Annotated in this window: 19 protein-coding genes; 10 read left to right on the top strand and 9 right to left on the bottom strand. The window is 60.3% G+C overall.

Annotation, left to right across the window (positions count from 1 at the left end):
• The first annotated feature begins 131 nt into the window (after positions 1 to 131).
• A complete protein-coding gene (locus ACVIGB_RS05505; protein WP_456717737.1) occupies positions 132 to 1,415 on the top strand; it encodes a hypothetical protein in 1,284 nt (427 codons plus the stop codon).
• Positions 1,416 to 1,568: 153 nt separating this feature from the next.
• Here the strand turns inward: ACVIGB_RS05505 and ACVIGB_RS05500 are convergent, their stop codons facing one another.
• The 3 genes from ACVIGB_RS05500 to ACVIGB_RS05490 form a co-directional block, all read right to left on the bottom strand.
• A complete protein-coding gene (locus ACVIGB_RS05500; protein WP_456717738.1) occupies positions 1,569 to 2,387 on the bottom strand; it encodes a hypothetical protein in 819 nt (272 codons plus the stop codon).
• A 344-nt stretch (positions 2,388 to 2,731) separates the two neighbouring features.
• Positions 2,732 to 2,905 (bottom strand): hypothetical protein, encoded by a 174-nt coding sequence (locus tag ACVIGB_RS05495; protein ID WP_456717739.1) that lies wholly within the window; start codon positions 2,903 to 2,905, stop codon positions 2,732 to 2,734.
• Positions 2,906 to 3,281: 376 nt separating this feature from the next.
• Complete coding sequence (locus ACVIGB_RS05490) at positions 3,282 to 4,049, bottom strand: hypothetical protein (RefSeq protein ID WP_456717740.1); 768 nt, start codon at positions 4,047 to 4,049, stop codon at positions 3,282 to 3,284.
• 349 nt (positions 4,050 to 4,398) lie between these two features.
• Here ACVIGB_RS05490 and ACVIGB_RS05485 point away from each other — a divergent pair, with 349 nt between their 5' ends.
• Positions 4,399 to 10,284: a DUF3320 domain-containing protein gene (locus ACVIGB_RS05485; RefSeq protein ID WP_456717741.1), complete on the top strand. Its 5,886-nt coding sequence runs from the start codon at positions 4,399 to 4,401 to the stop codon at positions 10,282 to 10,284.
• Between the two features lie 180 nt (positions 10,285 to 10,464).
• On the opposite strand, the gene lexA is transcribed toward ACVIGB_RS05485, so the two are convergent.
• Positions 10,465 to 11,088: a transcriptional repressor LexA gene (gene lexA, locus ACVIGB_RS05480; protein WP_456717742.1), complete on the bottom strand. Its 624-nt coding sequence runs from the start codon at positions 11,086 to 11,088 to the stop codon at positions 10,465 to 10,467.
• Positions 11,089 to 11,272: 184 nt separating this feature from the next.
• On the opposite strand from lexA, the gene ACVIGB_RS05475 reads away from it, so the two are divergent.
• The 6 genes from ACVIGB_RS05475 (at position 11,273) to ACVIGB_RS05450 (ending at position 15,034) form a co-directional block, all read left to right on the top strand.
• On the top strand, positions 11,273 to 11,485 hold the full coding sequence (locus ACVIGB_RS05475; RefSeq protein ID WP_456717743.1) for a hypothetical protein: 213 nt from the start codon (positions 11,273 to 11,275) through the stop codon (positions 11,483 to 11,485).
• Between the two features lie 112 nt (positions 11,486 to 11,597).
• Complete coding sequence (locus ACVIGB_RS05470; protein ID WP_456717744.1) at positions 11,598 to 12,686, top strand: LysR family transcriptional regulator; 1,089 nt, start codon at positions 11,598 to 11,600, stop codon at positions 12,684 to 12,686.
• A gap of 206 nt (positions 12,687 to 12,892) precedes the next feature.
• Positions 12,893 to 13,399, top strand: coding sequence for a hypothetical protein (locus ACVIGB_RS05465; protein ID WP_456717745.1), 507 nt, complete (start codon positions 12,893 to 12,895; stop codon positions 13,397 to 13,399).
• A gap of 11 nt (positions 13,400 to 13,410) precedes the next feature.
• Positions 13,411 to 13,878 (top strand): hypothetical protein, encoded by a 468-nt coding sequence (locus ACVIGB_RS05460; protein WP_456717746.1) that lies wholly within the window; start codon positions 13,411 to 13,413, stop codon positions 13,876 to 13,878.
• A gap of 98 nt (positions 13,879 to 13,976) precedes the next feature.
• Entirely contained in the window at positions 13,977 to 14,576 is a 600-nt protein-coding gene (locus ACVIGB_RS05455; protein ID WP_456717747.1) for a hypothetical protein, read from the top strand.
• Between the two features lie 38 nt (positions 14,577 to 14,614).
• Positions 14,615 to 15,034, top strand: coding sequence for a hypothetical protein (locus ACVIGB_RS05450; RefSeq protein WP_456717748.1), 420 nt, complete (start codon positions 14,615 to 14,617; stop codon positions 15,032 to 15,034).
• A gap of 598 nt (positions 15,035 to 15,632) precedes the next feature.
• Here the strand turns inward: ACVIGB_RS05450 and ACVIGB_RS05445 are convergent.
• Positions 15,633 to 15,992 carry a hypothetical protein gene (locus ACVIGB_RS05445; protein WP_456717749.1) on the bottom strand — a complete coding sequence of 120 codons (360 nt, stop codon included), beginning with the start codon at positions 15,990 to 15,992 and terminating at the stop codon, positions 15,633 to 15,635.
• Complete coding sequence (locus ACVIGB_RS05440) at positions 15,989 to 16,318, bottom strand: hypothetical protein (RefSeq protein WP_456717750.1); 330 nt, start codon at positions 16,316 to 16,318, stop codon at positions 15,989 to 15,991. The genes ACVIGB_RS05445 and ACVIGB_RS05440 overlap by 4 nt, the downstream gene beginning before the upstream one ends.
• A 120-nt stretch (positions 16,319 to 16,438) precedes the next feature.
• Between ACVIGB_RS05440 and ACVIGB_RS05435 the strand changes: the two genes are divergently transcribed.
• Complete coding sequence (locus tag ACVIGB_RS05435; protein ID WP_456717751.1) at positions 16,439 to 17,767, top strand: hypothetical protein; 1,329 nt, start codon at positions 16,439 to 16,441, stop codon at positions 17,765 to 17,767.
• Between the two features lie 6 nt (positions 17,768 to 17,773).
• Here ACVIGB_RS05435 and ACVIGB_RS05430 read toward each other — a convergent pair whose 3' ends face one another.
• Positions 17,774 to 19,435 (bottom strand): lysine--tRNA ligase, encoded by a 1,662-nt coding sequence (locus ACVIGB_RS05430; protein ID WP_456717752.1) that lies wholly within the window; start codon positions 19,433 to 19,435, stop codon positions 17,774 to 17,776.
• 207 nt (positions 19,436 to 19,642) lie between these two features.
• Here ACVIGB_RS05430 and ACVIGB_RS05425 point away from each other — a divergent pair, with 207 nt between their 5' ends.
• Positions 19,643 to 20,941 (top strand): hypothetical protein, encoded by a 1,299-nt coding sequence (locus ACVIGB_RS05425; RefSeq protein WP_456717753.1) that lies wholly within the window; start codon positions 19,643 to 19,645, stop codon positions 20,939 to 20,941.
• 104 nt (positions 20,942 to 21,045) lie between these two features.
• Here the strand turns inward: ACVIGB_RS05425 and ACVIGB_RS05420 are convergent, their stop codons facing one another.
• Both ACVIGB_RS05420 and ACVIGB_RS05415 read right to left on the bottom strand, forming a co-directional pair.
• Positions 21,046 to 21,474, bottom strand: coding sequence for a flagellar biosynthesis repressor FlbT (locus tag ACVIGB_RS05420; protein WP_456717754.1), 429 nt, complete (start codon positions 21,472 to 21,474; stop codon positions 21,046 to 21,048).
• Between the two features lie 147 nt (positions 21,475 to 21,621).
• The gene (locus ACVIGB_RS05415; protein ID WP_456717755.1) at positions 21,622 to 22,845 is read right to left on the bottom strand and encodes a flagellin N-terminal helical domain-containing protein; all 1,224 of its coding nucleotides are present in this window, start codon (positions 22,843 to 22,845) and stop codon (positions 21,622 to 21,624) included.
• Positions 22,846 to 23,014: the final 169 nt, after the last annotated feature.

Below are 23,014 nucleotides of genomic sequence, written 5' to 3'. Positions count from 1 at the left end.
TCGAAAGGACGCTCCAAAGGTCGGGATCCGGAGGCCCCAGCATCTCCACAGCTTAGAGGAGAAGGACCCTCAAACCTTTGATCCGAGCCGCGCTAGAACACGTCAACTAAGACGTGGGAGAGCGTGGGCGAATGATGGTGAGTTTAGGAATTACATGGCTGAGCCGGTTAGTCGCTTCAGCAACGCCAGCCGCAATCTTTGCTGGCTCTGTGTTGTTGCCCGTCGTTGCACAAGCGCAATTCGGGCTTCGAACGGTGCCGCCGAAGCCGCCGTTCTTCCGGTTCACGGCTGAGTACACGGTCAAGGCCACCGGCGAGAAGGTGAAGTTTGACCTCGTCCGCCCATGTGATCCTCAATATGCACGCGACGTCGACAACAGCTCAATCGGACTGGGTCCCGGCAAGTTCAACCCCAGCAGCTTCTTCTGGAATGTTGGAATCTTCCCGAAGGTAACGGCAGACCATCACCTGATCTCGGTACACATCCCGCAGTATTGCGGCCAATGGTCGGTCCATAGCGGCTGGCCCAAGGGGCCGATCCTCCCGTGGACGGAATGGTTCGACGACGCCGACACGATGGTCCAGGGCTGGATGTACGCCAGCGAGGACGCTTACGACTCTCCGTTGGCGAAGATCACTTTCAACGGCGCATCGATCGGTCCGGCAACAGAGCGCGAATTTATCGATTGGGAGGATCATGCAGCGGAAGGTTTTCGTCCGTCCAAGCTGGTCACGCATCCTTTTGGATTCACTTACGACGACCGGGTCAAGAAAGGAATTCCGTTTCTTTGCGGCGGCGTGCGCCGCGTAGCGCTACCGCCAGAGATCAAGGATCTCGTTCGAGCCGTGTGGCCCTCCGACCGTCCCCATTATTGGTACATGTTCTCAGGCGTGGGAAATCTCGCTCCGACTCGGGAAGCGCCCAAGGCGGGCGATCCGCCAGTTAATTATTTGCGTTATGCCCTGCTCGGGAGAGGACGGGACCAGTACCTGTTCGAAGGTTACAACTTGGGAACCTTCGTCTGGGGCTCGGACATCGCGAATTTTCCGCAGACCGTTCCGACGAGAGCAGGCGCGGGACCACGTGATCTCAGGCCGCCGGCATTTTTTCCAACGTCCGATGAACCTTATCGAAAGCCGCTCGATCAAAAGAAGTTCGGGCAACAAGATCTATCCTTCGACATCGATACCTCGCCAGACTTGCGTGGCTTTCTCTCTTGTCACTGGATGGGAGACATCCTGGATCGCGAGACCAAAGCGATAGTCGGCGACTTCGACTCTCATCGTGTCGTCTGGCGGATCAATGGGGAACTGGTCGTAGGGCAACCGCGGGATAATCCTCGAGCGCCGCAAGGGCCCGACCTCTTTTTTGAAAACGACGAATTCTACTATACGCACGCTCACGACGGGCTTTAGTACGGAGTTGCTTGGATGATTAATACTATCGCTTTTTATGCGGCCCTAGCGGAGGGCGTCTGCAATCGCAACGATCCAGATAGGCGGGCAGAACCATAGGCCGGAACTGATGCCCTTAAAATGGCCTTGAATGCGGGAAGGGAATTGAGCTTCCTAACTGACGAGATAACAAGCGACGTTGGGGATCTCGAACTCGACCTCGCCCCCAATGGCGTCCCGGAAGGCTTTGGTTCGGGCCACACGCTCGGAAGCAGCTTCGATCACCTCGCCGAGAGGCTCGCACCATTCATGCGTGTCCACGTTATTGCTCTCGCACAAAATCGGGATTGAGCCATGGCTTCCGGCCGCCTTTGCAGCATGAGCGAGGGTGGCAAGATCCGCTTCAGCCTGAACGCCAAAGACGGCGCTCAAGGCCGCAGTGACCTTGCCGCCGGAGACATCGAAGAGTTCCTCAATATGCACATGGTAGGAAAGCCTGCCCTGATGATCGACCTCGACTTCCCGGAATAACGAGAGCAGGGCCGTTGCATTCCGCTTCCCATGCCCGCGTCCAGCCAGCACGAACCCATCGGGCGACGCTGCGACTTTACTGGCAAACTTACGAACATCCGTGGCCTTGCCTGCATCCAGTCCAGAATGAAGCAGTTCGGTCAGAACCTCGGAAACCGCTGCGCTGCTCGTCAGTGGCCACACAGTAATAATATCGGCGTCGGCCGAACGAGGGCGGGACACTCCCGTCAGCGCGCTGATGACGTGTGTCTCGAGGCGAAGCTTCCCGCCCTTCAGCACTCCATCTGCGGCAAATGTGGAGATCCAGGCGTTCTTGTGCGGCAAGCCGACGGCGGCCGCCACCTGATGCGCGGCGCGCGGCGCGCGACCGGCGACGCCGATCTTTCCGGGGACCACCAGGCGGCGCGACAAATCCTCCCGGGGCAGGTCAGACTTCGCCAGCTTGATGTCGTTCGTCGTCATAATGGAAAATCTCCGTTTCATCAGGCAATTTGGCGGCTCGCACGGAAAGTCGCAACGAGGCATGCACCAGCGCACGAAACGCGAATCCTTGCCATCATAGTTTGTCGAGGATCCTTCAGGCAGCCCATAGTCTCAACAGAATTCAGCGCTATCCGTAGTTTTCTCGGCTTCGTGTTTGCTGGACGAGTGTGCATCATGCCTGCGCCACGGCATCGCGAGGACACCCATCGGCTGCGCCGCAGTTTGCGCGAGCGTCGCCGGCGGCGTCGGCTTCGTGGTTGCGGTGGTAGGCCATGCCGTCGCGAGCGCAGTCGAACGACTGGCTGCCTGATCGGATCGACAGATCACCTCAAACCGGCGGCAGCCTCGATCGCGGCGCGCTTGCAGCGTTCCCAGAGGGCCTCACGGAGCCGGAGCGCAGCCTCTACACGAATCCACTGCGGATCGAAATAGCCACCCTGACGCTGCATCTGGCGGCCGAAGCGTTGTCGCGCATGACTGGCGATCCGCTTAGCCATGCGCCGCTTCGCCTTGAGGCGAGGAGGGACCATCGGCCAATGAACGTGACAAATCCATTCCTTGAACGGCTGGGCCGTCGTGCGCCGGCAGAAAGGCACGCAGCAATGGATCCGACCGGTCTCTGGCGATCGGTTAAGGCTCACTTGGACATCTCGTTGCATGCGGCAGCTCCGTTTCTCGCGGCGGCCCGAGCAAGCTCCTCAAGGAACTCGGCAGCGTCCAGCAAGGCGTCTGTACGCGCAATGTGGCGCGCACGCTTGTCGCTGCCTGGCGCGCTCAAATCGTCATTCTGCATAGTCACCATAGCGTGCCGCAAACGCTTTGCGAGCGAGCCCGCATCGGCTCCTGAAGCTTGACTGCTCATGGCAGCAGATTTCACGGAGCCGGCGCCGGCGGCGGCGCGCACTCGTCGTCAGATAGCCCGCTGGCGTCTGCGTACTGAGCCTGTGTCGCCGCGTCGGCAATCGCGATCTTGGCAATCTCCGGGGGAGCGCGGTCGAGGGCGTAAGAGGTGCCGAACACCCAGGAAGGACGCAGACCACCACCGGCAAACGCAGGGTGAGGTTCCAGGAGGACGATGTCGAAGACCGGCTCACAATGGGTATTGTCCATCCATCGCTCGATGCATTGACGCGCCTGTGTCTCGGAGGAATACGGGACAATGCGGGCAATCGCCGGCGGGTCGCAGTAGACCGTTTCGCTAAAGGACCTCTCGTCATAGCATTCGATTTCGGAGAGCAACACAACTTTGCCCTTGAGGGCCTCATACTCGGCATACGCCTGGGCATGGATCTCATCGTAGCGAGCGCGACGCCGCGCCTTAACGCCGTTGCTCATCTCCGTAAGATCGGCCTGGATCTTGGCGATTTCGTCCGGGTTGCCTCCGAGCTCCGTGAGGAGCTTCCGCAGCGTGTCCAGGTCAGCAACTTCCTGAGCGGCATCGTCCAGCGTCAGGCCGTGCAGCCGCTCCCTGGAGATCTCGATCTCCTCGCGTAGCACCCAGGCAAGTGCAGCAGGCGTCCGGGCGTTGCGCAGAACGGATTCATTGGGTCCCTTCGGGGCAGAGCAAGTCGGGCACGGGACGTCCGGAGAATTGGCGTTGGTGTTGACGAACCGGTCTCCCTGACAGGTCGGGCAAGTCATGACGGCATCTCTTTCTGCGGGCTTCTGGGTTGCGGGAGCGGCCGTCGCCGCTCCCAAAAACGGCGACCCTCGCAACCTAATAGCCCTACCTGAAAGTGGCCAATTGCCTCGAAATTCACTGAAATGGCGTTGATTCCGAACTCGAAATCGCCCGATTTGAATCCTTGGGGTTTGGTGATCTGGTCAAAACCGACACCTTGCTATCCACAAGCCGGATCTCGTTAACGCTGTGGCGCCGACATGACTGGGCCGGCGGCCTCAAAATTGCTAATACCTGCCTCAAAGACTGATTTGGCCGATAACGACACAAAAAAGGCCACAGCGAGGACCCGAGAGGGGGCAACGGACGGTGAAGATCAGCTGCACGGCGACAGAGAACATCAATGTCGCTTTTTACCAGAATGCGATCCCGATCATCCGGGAGCTTACGGTCGAAAACGACCTGGGCTCCGATGTCAGCGGCGTATCTGTCCACCTCAGCTCTGAGCCTGCCTTTGTGACCCCCGGTGTTTGGCGGATCGACCGCATCGCCGACAAGGCCATCCATCATATCCGCAGCCTTGATTTGAAGCTCGATCCCGCGTTCCTGACGGCAATCACCGCCTCCAGACGCGCCCAATTGCACATCCGGGTGGAAGCCGAGGGCCATCCCGCGACCGAAAGCAAGATCGAGGTCAACCTGCTGCCGCCCTCTCACTGGGGTGGAATCGATGCCGCACCTGAATTGCTCGCCGCATTCGTCAGGCCGACCGACCCGAGCGTCGATGTCGTCCTCCGTGAAGCGTCCGGCAAGCTCGCCGGCGCCGGGCGTGACGACGCCATGGACGGCTACCGCCAGAAGACCAAGGCGCGCGCCTGGGAGATCGCGGATGCCATCTGGACCGCGCTCGTCTCGCATTCCATTGCCTATGTGCTGCCTCCCAAAAGTTTCGAACGGGCCGGCCAATTGGTCCGCGGTCCGAGCGATGTCCTGGCCAGGAAGGTCGGGACGTGTTTGGACCTGACACTGCTCTATGCATCATGTCTCGAGCAGGCCGGGCTCAACCCCGTCATCGCATTGACCGCGGGGCACTCTTTCGTGGGGGTCTGGCTGGTCGATGAGGACTTCTCGACCCAGTTGATTGACGACCCGCAAATGCTGAGGAAGCGCGTTCAGCTCGAAGAGATGATCATGGTCGAGACGACCATGCTGACCGGCGCCAACCCGGCCAGGTTCAAGCAGGCCGTCGAGACTGGAAAGAAGCTCATCGCCGAAGACGCAGAGGCCCCATTCGAACTGGCCATCGATGTGCGCAGAGCGCGATCGGCGAAGATCAAGCCACTCGACCTCAGCGGCTCGGCGGATCCGACGATCTCGCCTGCTGCAGAGCCGCGAACCGCTCAGGATGTCGGCGAGGTTCCGAAATTTGAGGAAGAGCTCGACAAGCGTCGCGAACCGGCGCCGGACCGCGTCCTCGACAGGCTCGAAACCTGGAAGCGCAATCTCCTTGACCTTAGCCTCAGGAACCGGCTGCTCAATTTCAAGGAGACGAAGTCGACGATCCAGATCGAGTGTCCCGATCCGGCGGCCCTCGAGGACAAACTGTCCGGTGGAGAGCGGTTCAAGCTGCTCGGAAAGTCGACCGTTCTCGACGGGAGCGACGGCCGCGATGCCACGCTGCTCGCCCAGCGCCGTGATGACGATGCGCGAAAGGAATTTCTCAAGGAGGCGATGGGGCGGGGTGACCTGCACACGAGCGTGCCGGATACCGATCTCGAGGCTCGGCTGACCGAGCTGTTTCGGGCCTCTCGGCTCGCATTTGAAGAGGGTGGTGCGAATATCCTATACCTCTGCCTCGGCTTCCTGAAATGGACGCCGGAGGACGGCGCGGGGCCCTACCGCGCGCCGCTGGTGCTCGTGCCTGTGCAGCTGGAACGCAAGAGCGTTCGATCCGGCTTCAGGCTCGCGCTTCACGAGGACGAGGCTCGTTTCAACCCGACCCTCCTGCAGATGCTGAAGCAGGATTTCGACCTCTCGATCCCGGAGCTCGAGGGCGAGTTGCCCGGTGACAGCAGCGGCATCGACGTGACGGGTATCTGGCGGACCATCCAGCGCCACATCAAGAGCATCAAGGGCTGGGAAGTCACCGAGCAGGTGACCCTCGCCACCTTGTCGTTCACGAAATATCTGATGTGGAAGGATCTGGTCGACCGCACGGACATCCTGAAGCGGAACCCGGTCGTTCGCCATCTGATCGATACGCCGACCCATACTTACGAGGGCTCCGGAGGAGCCTTCGTAAGTCCAAACACGATCGACGAAATCATCGATCCCGCCGAGCTTTTCACCCCGCTCTCGGCCGATTCCTCGCAGATTGCATCGATCCTGGCGGCCCAGCGCGGCGGCGATTTCGTCCTGTTTGGTCCGCCCGGCACCGGGAAAAGCCAGACCATTGCCAACATGATCACGAACTGTCTGGCCCATGGCAGGACCGTTCTGTTCGTCTCGCAGAAGACCGCTGCGCTCGAGGTTGTGCGTCAGCGCATGCACACGATTGGCCTCGGCAATTACTGCCTCGAGGTTCATTCGACCAAGGCACAGAAATCAAGCGTACTGGGACAACTCGCGACAGCCTGGCGCGAACGCAACCTTGTGACCGAGGAGCACTGGGACGCGGCTGCCGGCGAGCTCAAGCGCCGACGCGATCAACTCAACAAGCTCGTCTCGGCCCTGCATCGCAGGCGTTCGAACGGGATGACGGCATATGAGGCGTTCGGACGCGTGATCGCCGACCGCGAAGAAGTGCTGGAAGTCGAATTGGACTGGCCGTCAGGCACGACCCATTCGCCGGCCGATCTCGCCAGGATGCGGGACATCTGTGCGGATATTCGTACAGCGCTGGAAGCCGTCGGCGACCCCTCCGAGCACCCGCTGCGAGGCATCGAGCAAACCAAATGGTCCCCCGCCTGGGTCCAACTGCTGGTTCAACTCATCGACAGGATCCAGGGCGAACTTTCGGAGCTGAAAGAGACCAGTATCGCGCTGGCCGATGCCATCGAAATGAGTTTCTGCCACGAGGGCATGATGCTGCACCTCGTCAGGATCGCGACCCTGATGCTGAAGGCAGACGCGCCCGACGGAATTCTCTTGCTTACGCCCGAGGCGCCGGATCGTGTTCGCGCAATGCACGATCTGACAGATGCCATCGCGAGGCTGGAGGCCAAAGTTGCAGATCTCTCGGTGCGCTATGACCTCCAGGCGGCGAGGCTCGATCTGCAGTCACTGCAGCGCGAATGGGCCGATGCTTGTGCCTCCAACCTTCTGCTGCGAGGCGGGCGCAAAAAGAAGGTCCGAACAGCGCTTAAGCCGTATTGCCCGGCCGGGTCCGAAGTCCCTGACGACATCGGAAGGGATCTGGTGGTCCTGAACGACATTGCCGATCTGCTGCGCGACATCGAGGACCTGAAGCCGCGCTTTCGCGGAATGGAACGGCTCTGGCGCGGCGCCGAGAGCGACACGGCTCGGTTCAAGGGCTTGATCGAGTGGGCGGACAAGCTCCGAGATGCGACAGAGACCCTTCCGATCGAGGGTCATTCGCAGGAGCGCCTGCTGGCACATTTGATAACCTTGCTCGAGCGCGATGGTCCGCGCTTCCGGCAAGGCGGCAGGGTCAGGCGCGCCTTCGACGACATGAGCCGCGCATTTCCGAAGCTCTTCGGGACGGCCAAAGAGCTCGGCGTCTGTATCGGACTGGAAAATCCGGAGCAAATCCTGCGCATCGAAAGCGGCTGGATCGAGCAATTCGCAACGCGCCTCGCCCGCTGGAAGGCCAACGTCGTCAAGGCGCCGCAATGGGCGACCTGGCGAGCCACCGCCCGCGCGGCGAATTCGACGGGACTAGCACCTCTGGTTGAGGCGGCTGAAGCAGGGAATATCGAACCGCAAGGCCTGATACCCATCTTCGAATACGCCTATGCGAAATGGGTCGCCGAGACCATCGTCAACGAGGACGAAGTCCTCAGCAGCTTCCTTGCGACAAAGCACGAAGCCGCCATCGAAGCCTTCATTGCCGCGGACCAGAAGGTTTGCGAGCTGGCAAGGCAGATCGTCAAGGCCAGGATCGGCGCGTCCGTCCCAACCCAGACCGGTTTTGGCCGCGATCCAGAGTGGGGAACGCTCGCACGCGAAATCAGCAAGAAAGCGCGGCACATGCCGCTGCGGCAGCTCTTCGGACGCATCCCGAACGTTCTCACGCAGCTTTCGCCTTGCGTGATGATGAGCCCGCTCTCGATCGCGCAATACCTACCGGCCGACGCCAAACCATTCGACGTGGTGATCTTCGACGAGGCCTCGCAGATCCCGGTCTGGGATGCCATCGGCGCAATCGCCCGCGGCAGCCAGGTGGTGGTCGTCGGCGATCCGGAGCAGTTGCCGCCCACCAGCGTTGGTCAACGCGGGGTCGACGAAGAGGACGATGGCTCCACGGTCCAGAGCCAGCAAAGCATTCTCGACGAGTGTCTCGCCTCGAACATCCCGAATATGCGGCTGACGTGGCACTACCGCAGCCGGCACGAGAGCCTGATCGCGTTCTCGAACGCCAAGTATTATCGCGGCGAACTGACCACGTTCCCGTCACCGGTGACGAAGGACACCGCCGTCCGCTACGTCCACGTCGAAGGCGGCGTTTATGAGCGCGGCGGCGCCAAGGTCAATCGCAAGGAGGCGGAAGCCGTCGTGGCCGAGGTGGTCAAGCGCTTGCGGTCTTCAGCCCAGTCGATCGGCATCGTGACCTTCAACGGCGAACAGCAGCGGCTGATCGAAAACATGCTCGACCAGGCGCGGCGGGCCGATCCGTCGCTGGAGAAGCACTTCAACCGCAACGAGACTAGCGAGCCCATCCTGATCAAGAACATCGAAAATGTTCAGGGTGACGAGCGTGACGTCATCATTTTCTCGGTTGCGGTAGGCCCCGACAGTGCGGGGCGTGTCACTGCACAGATCTCCTCGCTCAATGGAGAGGGCGGCCACCGGCGGCTGAACGTCGCGATTACCCGCGCCCGCCGCGAATTGCTGGTGTTTGCGACCCTGCGGCCGGAGAAAATCGACCTGGGCCGGACATCCGCGAGAGGCGTCATTGATTTCAAGCATTTCCTCGAGTTCGCCGAGAACGGAGCCCGCGCCATCGCGGAAGCCTTCGCACCGACCGGCCGGAGCACCGAATCTCCATTCGAGGAAGCGGTGATGGCGGCGCTGCGCAATGATCTCTGGGAAGTGCATCCACAGGTGGGCGTGTCCTTCTTCCGGATAGATCTCGGAATCGTTCATCCCGACTTCCCAGGACGATACCTGGCTGGCGTCGAGTGCGACGGCGCCTCCTACCACCGCTCGGCCACGGCCCGCGACCGCGACCGACTGCGGGAGATGGTCCTCAAGGACCTCGGCTGGCGCATGCGCCGGGTCTGGAGCACCGATTGGTGGATGGATCCGCAAGCCGCAGCTGCAAAGCTGCTCAAGCAGCTCGAGGAGGATCTCGCCGCGGATCGCGCTTCCCGCCAGGCCGAAGAGCCAACGGCTCACGACGACGTCCTGGAAGCCGAGCAACCGGTGGCCGCGGAAGAAGCTTCGGATGAGCCGACGGCTGCTCTCCCGGTGGATCAGTCAGCGGCCGTAACCGGCGTCGAGCCCGAGCCGGTGACCGCGCGGCAATATGCGCGCCGGCCCACGCCGGAAATCGATACCACGCCCATCCCGGCAGACGATGGTTTGGACGTCTCTGTCGATCTGACGGCGCTTTTTGAGCCCGATCGCGAACGCTTCTATGAGGTCGATTATCGAGGCTACCTGAGGAAAATGGTCGAACACCTCGTCCAGGCCGAAGGCCCGATCTATTTCGATGTGCTGGTTGAACGCATCGCGCGGGTCCATGGCTTCCAGCGATCCGGTGAAACCGTACGGCAGATCATCGACGCAGCGCTCGGACGTCACCGGTATCCGTGTTCCAAGGATGTCGATCGCGACGTGATCTGGCCAAAGGACACGATCGTCGAAAAGGTCAAATATCGCGGCTCCATGGGACGAGACCACGTCGACATTCCGCTGCTCGAGCTTGCAGGTCTCGTAGACGTACTGCGCGCAAAAGGCTTCGAGGAGCCAGAGGACATCATCCGCGCCATGAAGGAGCATTTCGGCCTGGCGCGGCTTGCGATGTCGACCCGACAGCGTTTCGAACTTGCCGTAGACGCTGGGGCGAGTTGAGGCCCTCCCATCGACGCGCCGGCGCACCTGCCCTGAAGCGTGCCCTGCACCATTTCGTGCAGCCCAAGGATTAAATTATAGATGGGACGCCGATTTTGCAGGCGGAACACCTTTCGCAAGCCGCTGACAAGACAACCGCAAGCCCGACACGGACAATCCAGGAACGACCAAGCAGCCGGCTCAGTAGGAGCGAAAAATGCCAACCAGTCGTCCCTGCACGGCAACCCGCGACGCAGGCAAGAGGCGCACCTCATAGGCCGCGTTGGCCGGTTCGAGCGCCACCGTGTCGCCCTGACGGCGCCAACGCTTCAAGGTTGCCTCCTGTCCATCCACAAGGGCCACCACGATGTCCCCATTGGTCACCCCGTCAGTCCGCCGCAGTAGGGCGAGATCACCATCCAGCACGCCTGCGTCTCGCATCGAATCCCCCGTTACCTCCAGGCCATAATGGTCTCCGGGACCGAGGAGTTCAGCAGGCAGATTGATCTCGCGAATTCGCTCCGACAATGCGGAGGCCGGCGTGCCGGCAGCAATCCGTCCCATCACCGACACAGTCACGAAGTCACTCGGACGTGACGGCTGCTTGGTTAGGCTTGGCGGCAATTTGACGATCTCAAGCGTTCGTGCCCGGTGTGGCAGCCGGCGCAGGAAGCCGCGTTCTTCTAGGCCGCTCACCAGCCGATGGACGCCGGATTTCGATCGGATCCCCATGGCGACACGCATCTCGTCGAACGACGGCGTTACCCCCTCACGGAGCTTGGATTCGATGAAACTCAACAGAGCGTACTGTTTTCGGGTCAACATCTTGGGCGTGTCCAGAACAAAAATAGAACATGGCCCAATTTCGAGTTCACCGCAAGGGAAGCGAATCCTTCCTGAATCTGATCGTGGGACACTGATCGGAGCTTAAACAAACATCGGCAATTGTTAAAGGACTCGTTTACGCGCGCCATGTGAGAACAGCCGTCCGGAAAGGAACGAGCAGACGATGAAACGACCCACTGAAGCGCAGATCGAGATCGCTCGAAACTGGCTCGAATACAACGAGGCGGGAGACGAGGAACAGGAAGCGTGCACGGCGGTGGCCGCTTGGCTCGGGCATTTGCAGCAGGAGCATATGCTCAGGCAGGAGGCGCGAAAGGGCGCTGTTCCTGTATCTCAATTGCGGGCTGCACTCCGCTCACAGGAGACCGCCAAATAGCGCAGGCGAGGGACACAATGTCCTGCACGATGCAATCTTGCCGTGTAAGCGAATTCCATGTTTGTTGCTTCGAGGCCCGGTTGGCCTCCGACTCCCCGTAACGAGTGTGCCAATGTCTCCCAACAGCAAAAACAAACATCAGGCCGACCTGAAACCTGAGCTCCCCTTCAAACAAGCCTCCGCGGACTGGAATTTGGTTCGCATGTTCCTCGAGGTCGCACGCGCTGGCGGGATCCGTGCGGCGGCTGAACGTCTGGGAGTGGCAGCGAGCTTCTTGAGTAAGCGGATCGCACACCTGGAGGCCTCGTACGGTACCAAGCTGATGACCCGCCACGTGGACGGCATCAGGCTGACGCAGGAAGGACTGCAGGTCTTCGAAGCAGCCCAGCGAATGGAGCAAGCCTCCTTCGGCTTGGAGCGCGTTCTCCGGCAGAGCGCGCCAGAGCTCACCGGAGAGGTCAGGATCGCAGTCACCGAGGGCCTGGGCACCATGTGGCTCGGTCGCAGGATGGTTGAGTTCCAGCGCGTGAACCCCGGGCTTCTTATCGATGTAAAGTGCGAATTGCGATCGTCGGATGTGCTGCGTCTCGAGGCGGACGTTTCTGTGCAGTTGGATCCTCCGACACAACCGGATGCAAAGCGCGCAAAGATCGCAAAATTGCACGTCATGCCGTTCGTGAGCCCGGCCTACGTTGAACTCTATGGCATGCCAAAAGACGAGGCGGACGTCATGGCCAATCACCGTGTTGTGCAGCAGGAGGCACAGCAAACACACGGCAACGAGGTTTATCAGCAATACGCAGAGCGCGGGTTGGTCCCAAAAATCACCATGCGCAACAACCTCTCGTACGCACATCTCTGGTCAGTCGTTCGCGGAGCCGGCATCGGCTGGTTGCCGACCTACGTGCCGGCGCTCGGCGACCCCTTGATCCCCCTCGACATTGGCCACCTCATCGAATTCGACGTCTGGATCACCTATCATCCGGAGGCAAAGAAGATCGAAAGGGTCCGGAAGCTGATCGACTGGACGATCGATTCCTTCGATGGGCGCAAATATCCCTGGTTCAGGGATGAATTCATCCATCCCAAAGAAATGCAGGATCTCTATCGCGATTCCGAACCGTTTCTGAATTTGTTCCCGGGCTTCAGGCGGAGCTCCCAAACCAAGGTCGTACCGCTGCCCGTGAAGCCGAGCGATTAATACGCCACGACTGGCTTGCGGACTTTCACGATTTGAGGTGGAATACCCATCGCGGGAGCACGTAAGCATACCCGCCTCCAAGTTGAACGGCCCCAGCTCCCTGGCTGCTGGGCCGTTTTTTTGTGGGTACACTTCATCGCCGTTACAATGCACGATCTGGGGTATGGTATCCCCCAGATCGTGCATTGTACATTCAAGGACCGTACATGACCGCACCGCTTGCCAGTCTCACCGCTGAACCGAGGCCTAAGACCGCCACCGGCGAGATGCGGTCTGCCGCGGCAGAGCGAACTGTGGACCTGCTGATCGAACGTGGGCACCTGACACCAGCCGAGCGCGCCAGCAGCATCGAAAGCCTCGCCAAGATTGGCGAGCGGCACATGGACGGCTATCAGATCGCCAAGCGCCTGGACGATTGGCATCACTGGGACTGCAATCTGGAGATGGCCGAGGACCTCGACAATTTCTCGCATTATCTGGACGACGAACTGAGAAAGGCGGAGGTTGCCTGGTTCGAAAGAACGGGACCACAGCCACCTTTCCCTGATGGTACTCGGGTCTCCTTCGAGCGTGGGAAAACCGGCATCATCGACAGGGTCCACGAATACGGACCGGCGAAATACGCGATCAAGGTGGACGGCGATGCTGAGGCCGACACGGCGAGCTGCCGGCGTAGTATCGTCAACTTCGAAGATGTGCGCGCAGCTCAATAGCGATATCATCAATGAAGCTGCATCGTTACTATTGCAAGGAGGGCATTCTCGCGGTCCGCCTGCATCTTGACCCGTCAGAGGCCCAGAGCCTCGAGAGAAAGCTCGGACAGCCCATTCTGTTCTCGGAACGATTCAAACCGGGGCACGTCCTGAGTGCACTCTACGAGATGTCGTCCGGCCAGCTCGACATTGGGCCTTCCACCTGGATGTCGATCAACCAAAAAAAGAATCCTCTAACCGAACTCCTACGCCCATTGGCCATGCCGCTTATCGAGGCAGAGGTCGCAGAAATCGAGAAAGAGCGCGATCGTTCGTTACTGACGGAGGCTCGTGCCCGAGGGTGGGTCGTCATCGAAAGGCCATCAGAAACCCTTCGCGAAATTGCCAATCGCGCGGCCGCCGGCGATACCGAAGCTATGGATGCCTTGGAGCGGATCGGCGCCGATGGGGACGCCACGTTCGCAAAGTCTATGATCTGACCTGATTTCCGTGGGCAGCCGCCTGCACTACACCACGACTGGTTTGCCGCTTGCGACCGTTGCTCTTAGGTTTGCTGATGCAAACTAGCGAGTCGCCTATGGCTATGAAGCACACCCAATCCTTGGAAGTCGCTGATCTGGTGACGAACCAGGGCATGACGCTTGCCGAGGCACTCCACCAGGTGCTGAACCCCATTCGGGATGGCTCGCGACCGCGTACCTCCGTGGTGGCAGACGAAGCGCGAGAGATTATCTCCGCGAGACAGGAAGGAACACCGACCGTGACGGCGACGTACGATCTATTCACCTCCTGGCAGGAGCTCGATGAAATTGCCATCACCGCGATCACGGACAATGGTGGCTCGACCGTGGACAGGTACACCGCGGTCTTCCGGGACGGCGACTGTCTCGGTTTCAATGAGAGCCCAACGCATCCACTCGGTTTTTCACAATGGTGCGGAGAGCACGTTACAGCCAGCGATGTCGAGGAATGGATCGCCAAGGGCGAGACCCTGATCACCGACGTTCCGGATTGGATGCAGAAGCATCTGTTGTGGCGGATGAATGAAGCCTATCGGGACGGGCTCGAAGGCGCGGTGAGTGCAGGGAAGAGCATCGAGGAAGCCCGAGATGCCATCTTTGCAGAGTGCTTCACGTGCGCTCGCTTCGACGAGGCGTCAATGGGCATTAGTCCCTAGACCAAATTTGCATACGGTCAACAATTCGAGCGAGTGACATGAGGATCGTCGCGGAACAGGAAATCGAAATTCTCGGCGTAGACGGCCACCGCCTTGTGGCGACCTTCGCACCGGATCAGGAAGCGCTGCGGCTTCGACTCGTTAATGACGGCAGCGGACGCACCGTCCTGCTCGACGCCGAGGAAGCAACAAGACTGTCCGAATTTCTGGAGGATCGCGTCCCGCGCGGAGCCGGACGGCCGGGCGCACTCCAATTTGCGAACGACACTAGCGACACCATCGTCTCATTCTACGCTGACAACATGGGCGAGCCATTCCGCGAGGGAATTTCGATCAGCTTCCGTCCGAAACAAGATCACGCAGTGCATGTGTTCATGGAAAACGGGGAGGCCGACCGGTTACGGAAGTTCGTGGCAGACGTCGCCCAGATGCTGCAGCTCGCAAGCCCAAAGCCGTAGGACTTCAAAACACCGCAGTCCGCTGGACAAACGCTCATAGGGACGTCGACATCGCCGGGAGCTCCCTCATTGGCTCACCGGCGGGCCTTATCGAAGTCGCAATGCGCGAGACCACCCATCCAGCGATCATGATCAGAGGCCAAAGCGACAATCAGATCTGGCAGGGCTGCCCCAACGGAGGCAAGTCCGAGAACGAGAAGGGCGCCAGCGTACATCTGCAGGACCTCATCATCGGACCGATACCAGTCTGCATAGCAAGCAAGAGCGGAACCAACAGTTACACTTGCGACTCCGAATACGCCTATCATGGAATGCTCGGTGCAAAATGCTTGAAATGAGAATTGCTAGAAGCAAAACGTTTGGATGACCCATCGGATCATCCTTATAAATGAAACCATCAACCCTGTCGGCTCAGCCGCTCGTCCGGTTCACAATTGAACAAACGGACTCGCGTCCTGGAAACGAAAATAATGCAGACAATACGACCGGTTGCTGCTCTCCGCGCCCCCCAAATGAGGGATACGACGCCACCTCGTTAAATTATCGTACCCAGCGGATCACAGGGGGCCCCGATGGGGAAGGCTCCCGCCGATTGGCCTCAGTTCAAGCCCGGACGGGCCGCCGGCGAGTAGTCAACGGTGACGTCCGTGAAGTCGGAGATCCCGTGACGCATCGACCAGGCGAGCCAGGCCGCCTTTGCCATGCCGCTCTCATCTGGCGGGCCCTGCAGGCTGTAGCGGCGGCCGCTTTGTGTCGTGCCGGTCATGGTGTCCGGATCCCATGTCGCGATCGCGGTCGAGACACGGCCTTTGCCTGTCACCTCATTGAGGCCAGCAAAATGATGTCCATCGTCGGCGGCATAAACCCGAAAATAGCGGAGGACCGCCTCGGGCTGCTCCGCCGGCGAGGGCGCAGAGCGGCTGCTGCTGATGATGATCACTGGCTGCTGCTTCTTCATGGGGAAACGCCTGGCGCCGGCGCATATTCCGCCGTGACATCCTTGTAGTCGCTCACCGAGTTAAGGTCCTTCCATCGACCCCAGACATACAGCGCGTCCGGATGCATGCCAGGATCTCCTTCGAGCCGATAGCGGCGGCCACTCCGTGTGATGCCGATCATGGTATCCGGATCCCATGAGAGGATCCCGGACGAAACCCGGCCTTCAAAGGCGCTGTCGACATAGCCGCAGAAATGGCGGGTGCCCGCCGGCAGCTCGAAAACGCGATAACGAGTGAGAACGGTCTCCGGCTCAACATTGACCGGCGGCACGAGATGAACGGACATGGCGCTGCTCCTTACCGCTGTTCTACACGTCGGGTGACCAATGTCGAGCCAAGGATTGCGGTGGAAACTGCGATCCGTAGACGAATCCTTGCATGGCTCATCTGGTATGGCATTGTTGTCATGACCCAGCTCCTCGAGCGAAAGATCGACACCCTGGCGAGATCGGTGGCGGCGACCTTTTCGGTGCCGGCCGACTTCGAGGAACGACTACGACTGGCCCGCAGTGCTGCACTCGAAATCGTTGAGGCCCGGGGCATCGCTCCGGCCAACTTCGAGGCCTCGAGCAACTTCCTTTGGACCTCCATGGGGCGGGCGCTCACCGGGGCGCCTCGGTCACGCCATGCGGCGCTGACCAGGAAGACCGAAGGTGAATTCCCTGGGCTCGATGCGTTCTGCCGGGGGCATTATGGGAGGGATTTCGACAGCCTTCTCGAAAAACGCGGACCGAGCGGACTCCTGAAGGCCATGAAGGCAGACGCTCTGCGTCACCCAAAGTCTGCGAACCGCCGCGTTGCCGTGCTGCATGCGGTCATCGAGGTAGAGGGGATGAAGATTGCCGATCTACCGAAGGCCCTCGATTACGCGTTCTTCGTGAAGCGAGCGCTAACAGGTTGGCTTTGGGCCTTCTACGGCAACTCACCGTTCCGGGCGATCAACGAAGCTTTCCCGGGACGCTTCCTGCCTCACCACATGGCCCAAGCGCCAATGCGCCACTGGGTTGGCAAAGGCGGCCGAGAGCGCGCCGCAGCCGCGCTACGCGAAGCGTTCTCGGCGACCGGCTACCCCGAGGACCTCTACCCGAAGCTGATGACAGAGCGTTTCCTCGAAGAGTTCAAGCTCACCACGCCCTTGCAGAAGCTGTTCGGCAATCACTTCGCCTACCTGGATGCAGCCTACCCGGGACGGTACCGACCGTGGGAGCTTCCGGTCACGCCGCGGGGCTTCTTCGATGTCGAAGCCAACGTGATCGAGGCCATACGCTGGCTCGTCGAAGAGCGTCTTGGCCTGGCGTTGTCGAAGATGAAAGTTGCGGAGGTTTGGCGCGAGCGCGTCGCCGATCGGGTCACCAAGGATGTGTTCTTAGCGAATGGCCTGAACGAGATCATGGCGACCTATAAGTCTCCGGAGCCGGTGATGCGGATGGCCTATCCGGACAAATTTCTGGAGTGGAGCTTCCAGAGAAAAGGAAAATGGGACGGCGAGGCCGGTCTCCAGCTTGCGCGTCGTGCAACGCGGTGGCTTTTTGAGCACTATCTGGAGATGTCGCCGCTCGACGAACGCATCAGCTGCGAAACGTTCCGTCAGAACGGCCTCTGGGGCATGCTGACATCACGATCGCTCGGCTTCAACACCTCGCCGGTCGCCGCACTGAGAAACGCCTATCCCGAGCTCGCGTCCCAGCTGCGCGCCCGGCCGGCGCCTGCTCGTCGTCGCAGGACAACTACCTGATCGGTTCTATGGGCCAACTAATGGCCGGGCTGACCGACGAGCCAAAGCCCGGTCGATGATGTCCACCGTATTGTCGACCCCATAGGCGGAAATCCACGTCCCAAACCGTGGTCCCTTCTGCTGGCCAAGGAGCACCTGGTAGAGCATGTTGAACCAGTCGAGCGTCACGCCAGGCCGGCCATCCTTTCCTGTCTTCACTGGATCCAGGAATGGCTCCCGGCGCCCGACCTCGTACACGACAACCTGGACCTCTTCGGCGCTTGCACGTGCCGGAAGTGCAGCTAAGGCGTCCCGCAAGTCCTGCAAAGCCTCCCGCTCGCTCTCGGTGGGCTCACGATAGGTCTTCGAAGGCGCCACGAAATCCCGGTAATAGTTGACTGCATGACCGACCAAAGCATCCAACCGCGGATGCGTCTCGGGCGTCACCCCAGGTCGGTAGCGCTCGATGAAGCCCCATAGAGTTGCGGCGTTCTCGGCGTTCGACGACGCCGCCAGGGTCAGGAGCAATTGGAAGCTGAGGGGATTGACCTCCACCGGAGGCAGGCCGGCATGGATGTGCCAAACCGGGTTCGCCAGGCGCTGCCGGACGTCCTGCTGACGGAAATAGCTATCGAGATGCTGCTGATACTCGTCGACTGCGCGCGGGATGACATCGAAGTGCAGCCGCTTTGCCGCCTTCGGTTCGCGGTACATAAACAACGACAGCGATTCCGGCGGGGCGTAGCGCAGCCACTCCTCGATCGAGAGACCGTTGCCCTTGCGCTTGCTGACCTTCTTGCCTTCGGCATCGAGGAAGAGCTCGTAGTTGAAGCCTTCCGGCGGCGTCCCGCCCAGCGCGGAGCAAATCCGCCCTGAGAGCTTCACAGAATCGATCAAATCCTTGCCGGCCATTTCGTAGTCGACGCCAAGCGCATGCCAGCGCATCGCCCAATCCGGCTTCCATTGAAGCTTGCAGTGACCGCCGGTGACCGGGACCTTGACCAAATCGCGGGTCTCGGGATCCGCATAGGTGATCGTCCCGGCGCCGACGTCCGCCGCCGCGATGGGGACCTGAAGGACCTGGCCGGTCCGCGGGCAGATCGGCAGGAACGGCGAATAACTCGCCGCGCGCGCCTCCCGGAGGCTCGGCAACATGATCTCCATGACCCTGTCGAGGCGCTCCAGCACTTTCAAAAGCGAACCATCGAACCGGCCTGACCTGTAGTAGTCGGTCGCGCTTGCGAATTCGTAGTCGAAGCCGAAACTGTCCAGAAAAGCACGCAGCCGGGCATTGTTATGCTCGCCGAAGCTCGCATGGGTCCCGAAAGGATCGGGGATCCCGGTAAGCGGCTTGCCCAAATGATCATTGAGCATGTCCCGGTTCGGAACGTTCTCGGGCACCTCACGCAGGCCATCCATGTCGTCCGAAAAGACGAGCAACCGCGTCCTGACCTGGTCATCCGTGAGGACCCGGAAGGCATATCGAACCATGGCAGTCCGAGCGACCTCTCCGAAGGTGCCTATGTGCGGCAGCCCGGATGGCCCGTAACCAGTCTCGAAGAGCACCTCATCCTTCGGATGCTTTTTCAGTCGTGCAACGAGCGCTTTCGCCTGCTCGAAGGGCCAGGCAGCTGACACTTCGGCGATCGCCCGGAGCGCGCTTGGGGTGGCGGCTGAACTGAAAGGCATCAAGAGGTCTCCCGCAGACGAAGAAAAATACGCCATCTGATGGGAAAATGGAACGCAGGTCTCCCGAGCAGCCAAGGATTAGTTAACGGAGAATATCGCGCCGTCAGAGTCCTTGACGCGGAGCGAAACAGTCTGCGACAAATGTGCACGGTCGCTTCCTCGGCGGAGGTTCCCTGATTTGAAGGACTCGATTGTGGATCCGTTTGATTGCGAGTGATGATGCGGCAAAAGACAGCGAGGCTGCGCCAGGTCGGGGCTTTGCTCTGGAAGACAGGTGCAGCTGCTGCGGGCTTGCTATCGTTGATCGTAGCTACGCAAGCACAATTCGGGTTGAGGCCTCAGCCGCCGAACTCGTCCTTCTTCAGGTTCACGGCGGAATACACCGTCAAGGCAACCGGCGAGAAGATCAAGTTTGACCTCGTCCGGCCATGCGATCCGCAGTATGCGCGTGACGTCAACGGCAGCTCCATCGGGCTGGGCCCCGGTAAATTCAATCCGAATAGCTACTTCTGGAACGTCGGCATCTTTCCTAAGGTGACCGCCGACCATCACCTGATCTCGGTTCACATCCCCCATCGCTGCGGTCAATGGTCTATCTATGGCACGTGGCCAGAGGACAAGGACCTTCTGCCTTGGACGGCATGGTTCGACGACGCCGATACCATGGAGTTCGGCTGGATGTACGCCAGCGAAGACGCCTATCAGTCGCCGTTGGCGAAGATCACCTTCGACGGCGCCTCGATCAGGTGGGCAACGGAAGAAGAATTCATCCATTGGGAGGATCACGCGGCCGAAGGCTTTCGTCCCTCCAAGCTGGTCACCCATCCCTTCGGCTTCACGTACAACGACCGCGTGACCAAGGGCATCCCTGAGGGCTGCACCGGGGTGCGGCGAGTAGCGGTGCCTCCGGAGGTGAGGGAGCTAGCTCGCGCCGTGTGGCCACTCGGCCATCCCCGGTACTGGTACATCTTCGCTGGGATGGACAGGCTCGTGCCGACCCGGCAAGCGCCCAAGGAGGGCGACTCTCCAGTGGATTTCTTGCGGTACACCCTGCTCGGTAAGGGCCGGGACAAGTATCTGTTCGAAGGCCACAACATGGGCGCCTACATTTGGGGGTCCGACGCCGCCGATTTTCCACAAACCATTCCCACTCGAGGGCGTCCTGGATCGCACGAGTTGAGGCCGCCTGCGTTCTTTCCGAACGCGGATCATCCCTACCGCAAGCCATTTATTCATCCGGAAAAATTCGCCCAGCAGGACCTCTACTACGACATCGATACTTCGCCCGAGCTTCGCGGCTTCCTCACCTGCTATCGCGGCGGAAGTGTCAACGATCCGGAAGCAAGGGCTGTCGTCGGCGATTTTGACTGGCACCGCATTGTCTGGCGCATCAACGGCGCGGTCGTCGCAGGACAGTTCCGCGACAATCCCCGTGCGCCAGGCGGTCCCAGCCTCTTCTTTGAAAACGACGAATATTATTACACGAGCGCCTGGGATGGGCTCTAACTAAGCAGGAGTAATTTGAGTGACTGAGCCCACTGCCTTTTATGCTGCGCTCACCGCCTAAGGCGGCGGCGAGCGATGCCGGCAAGCTTCCTCCTCACCCGCTGTCAGCCGGCCATCACCTTATGCCCGTCGACGCGCGGGATGTAGGCCTCCGGTTGCTGGCGGTTGACCACGAACGCGCTCGGATTGACCAGCTTCCTGAGCGAGCGGAGCGCCTTGTAGAACTGGCCGGCCAGCACCATGACATGGACGTCTTCGAGGGTGCTGCGGAGCTCTCGCGTCTCTTCGACAACCTCCACGCGGAGCCTGAGGTACAGACCCTGATATTTCTGCATCGCGTCTTCGAGATACATCTGCTGAACGCAGTAATAGAGCTTCTCGGTTGGAGTGTTAGCCACCGTGAGAACGTCCTTCGCCTTGAGGATCGGCGTATCCCCCGTGATCAGGAAGTTGGCCCGTTCGTGCCCGTTCTTGATGACGCTCTTCCCGATATAGATCTCCTCAAACGGGCTTAGATCGAATCGCAATGGCATTTCACACCCCCAGCAACACCTAGACATCGCCATGGAATGGTTAACGGCTAGTTAACCGACATAATCCGGCTGCGCGGCCCAATGGGGCCACTAAAAGAAAAACGGCGGAGACGAGCCCCGCCGTTCAAGTGTCCGAAAGCCTCTCTCTTAACGGAGCAGCTGAAGAACGCTCTGCTGCGACTGGTTGGCCAGAGCCAGCGCGGATACCGCGATCGACTGGCGGGTCGACAGGGCCTGGCTGTTGGCCGCTTCCTCGTTGGTGTCGGCCAGCGTCAGGTTGGACGAGCCGGTCTGCAGCACGTTGATCAGGTTCTTCGAAAAGTCCTGACGGATCTGCACCATCGACAAATTCGAACCCAGCGACGACGCCTCCGACCGCAGCGTGTTCGACGCGCTACCAAGTTTGCTGATGATGCTGTTCGTCGAGACATTATCCAGGAAGTCGGTGCCGGCCGTGAGTGTGCCGAGTCCGAGACCCTTCGCATCGAACGTCACACCCTGGATGTTCAGGGTCGACTTGCCGGTCTCGTTGAACACCAGCTTGAGGTTGTCGCCGCCCAACAGGTTGACGCCGTTGAAGGACGAATCCTGTGCGGTCGTCGTGATCTGCTGGATCACGGAATTATACTGGTTGAGCAGGTTGGCGCGGGCCGTCTGCGAGTTCGCGTCGGCGACCGCGGCATTGACGGTACCGACGGTAGCGGTAGCGGCGGTGATATCGACCCCTTCGCCCGCCGGGGCAGTGCCTAACTTGCTGATCGTCTGGCTCGCGGCGTCATTGGTTGAGGTGAAGGTTAAGGTATCCGCTGTCGACGACAGCGAAGCTGAGACCGCTACGCCATTCGATGTCAGTACGCTGTTGAGCTGGTCGAGCGTCTGAACAGTGGCCGTACCGGTGCCCGTTGAGAACGAGGAACCGATCGTGACTGCGAGCGAGCCAGAAGCCGTCTTGAAGGTGAGGACCGCACCGCCGAGCTTTCCGGCGTTGAGGTCTGCCGCGGTTGTGGTGCCGGTTCCGGTGCCGGTGCCCGTCACGTCGACATTGGCCTTGCTTGAATAGCCGGTCGGGCTCTGCAGCACCTGATTGGCGATCGACTTCGCGGTGTCGACCAGCTTCTGCAGCGACGTGATGCCGGTATTCGCGGCCTGCAGCACCTGCACGCCGTTGCCGATGCTGTCGAGCAGGTTGTTGATGTCGCTGGCGCGGTTGTCGAGCGACTGCGCGGTGAAGAAGTTGGTCGGGTTGTCGAGAGCGGTGTTGACCTTCTTGCCGGTGGCAAGGCGGTTCTGCGTAGTGGAGAGGAGATCAGCCGTCGACTGGAGGGAAAGCAGGTTTTGGCGCACGGACGCCGAGAGAACGATTCCAGACATAGTATTTCTTCCTTCTGGTGACAGGTCATTTCTTGACCAGCGCCACCTCTACGGGAAGGACTTTAAGAAAGGCCTACGCGTGGGATGAAATCGAACAGTAAATGCCTGGGGCAACAATCGGTTAACAAATAGCTGACGAAGGCCGGCCAGCCCTGCTCAGTAAGGCTAG

The organism is Bradyrhizobium sp. USDA 4341, assembly GCF_054063755.1.
The sequence above is the reverse complement of the archived record's forward strand: the minus strand, read 5'-3'. Positions and strand labels throughout refer to the sequence as shown.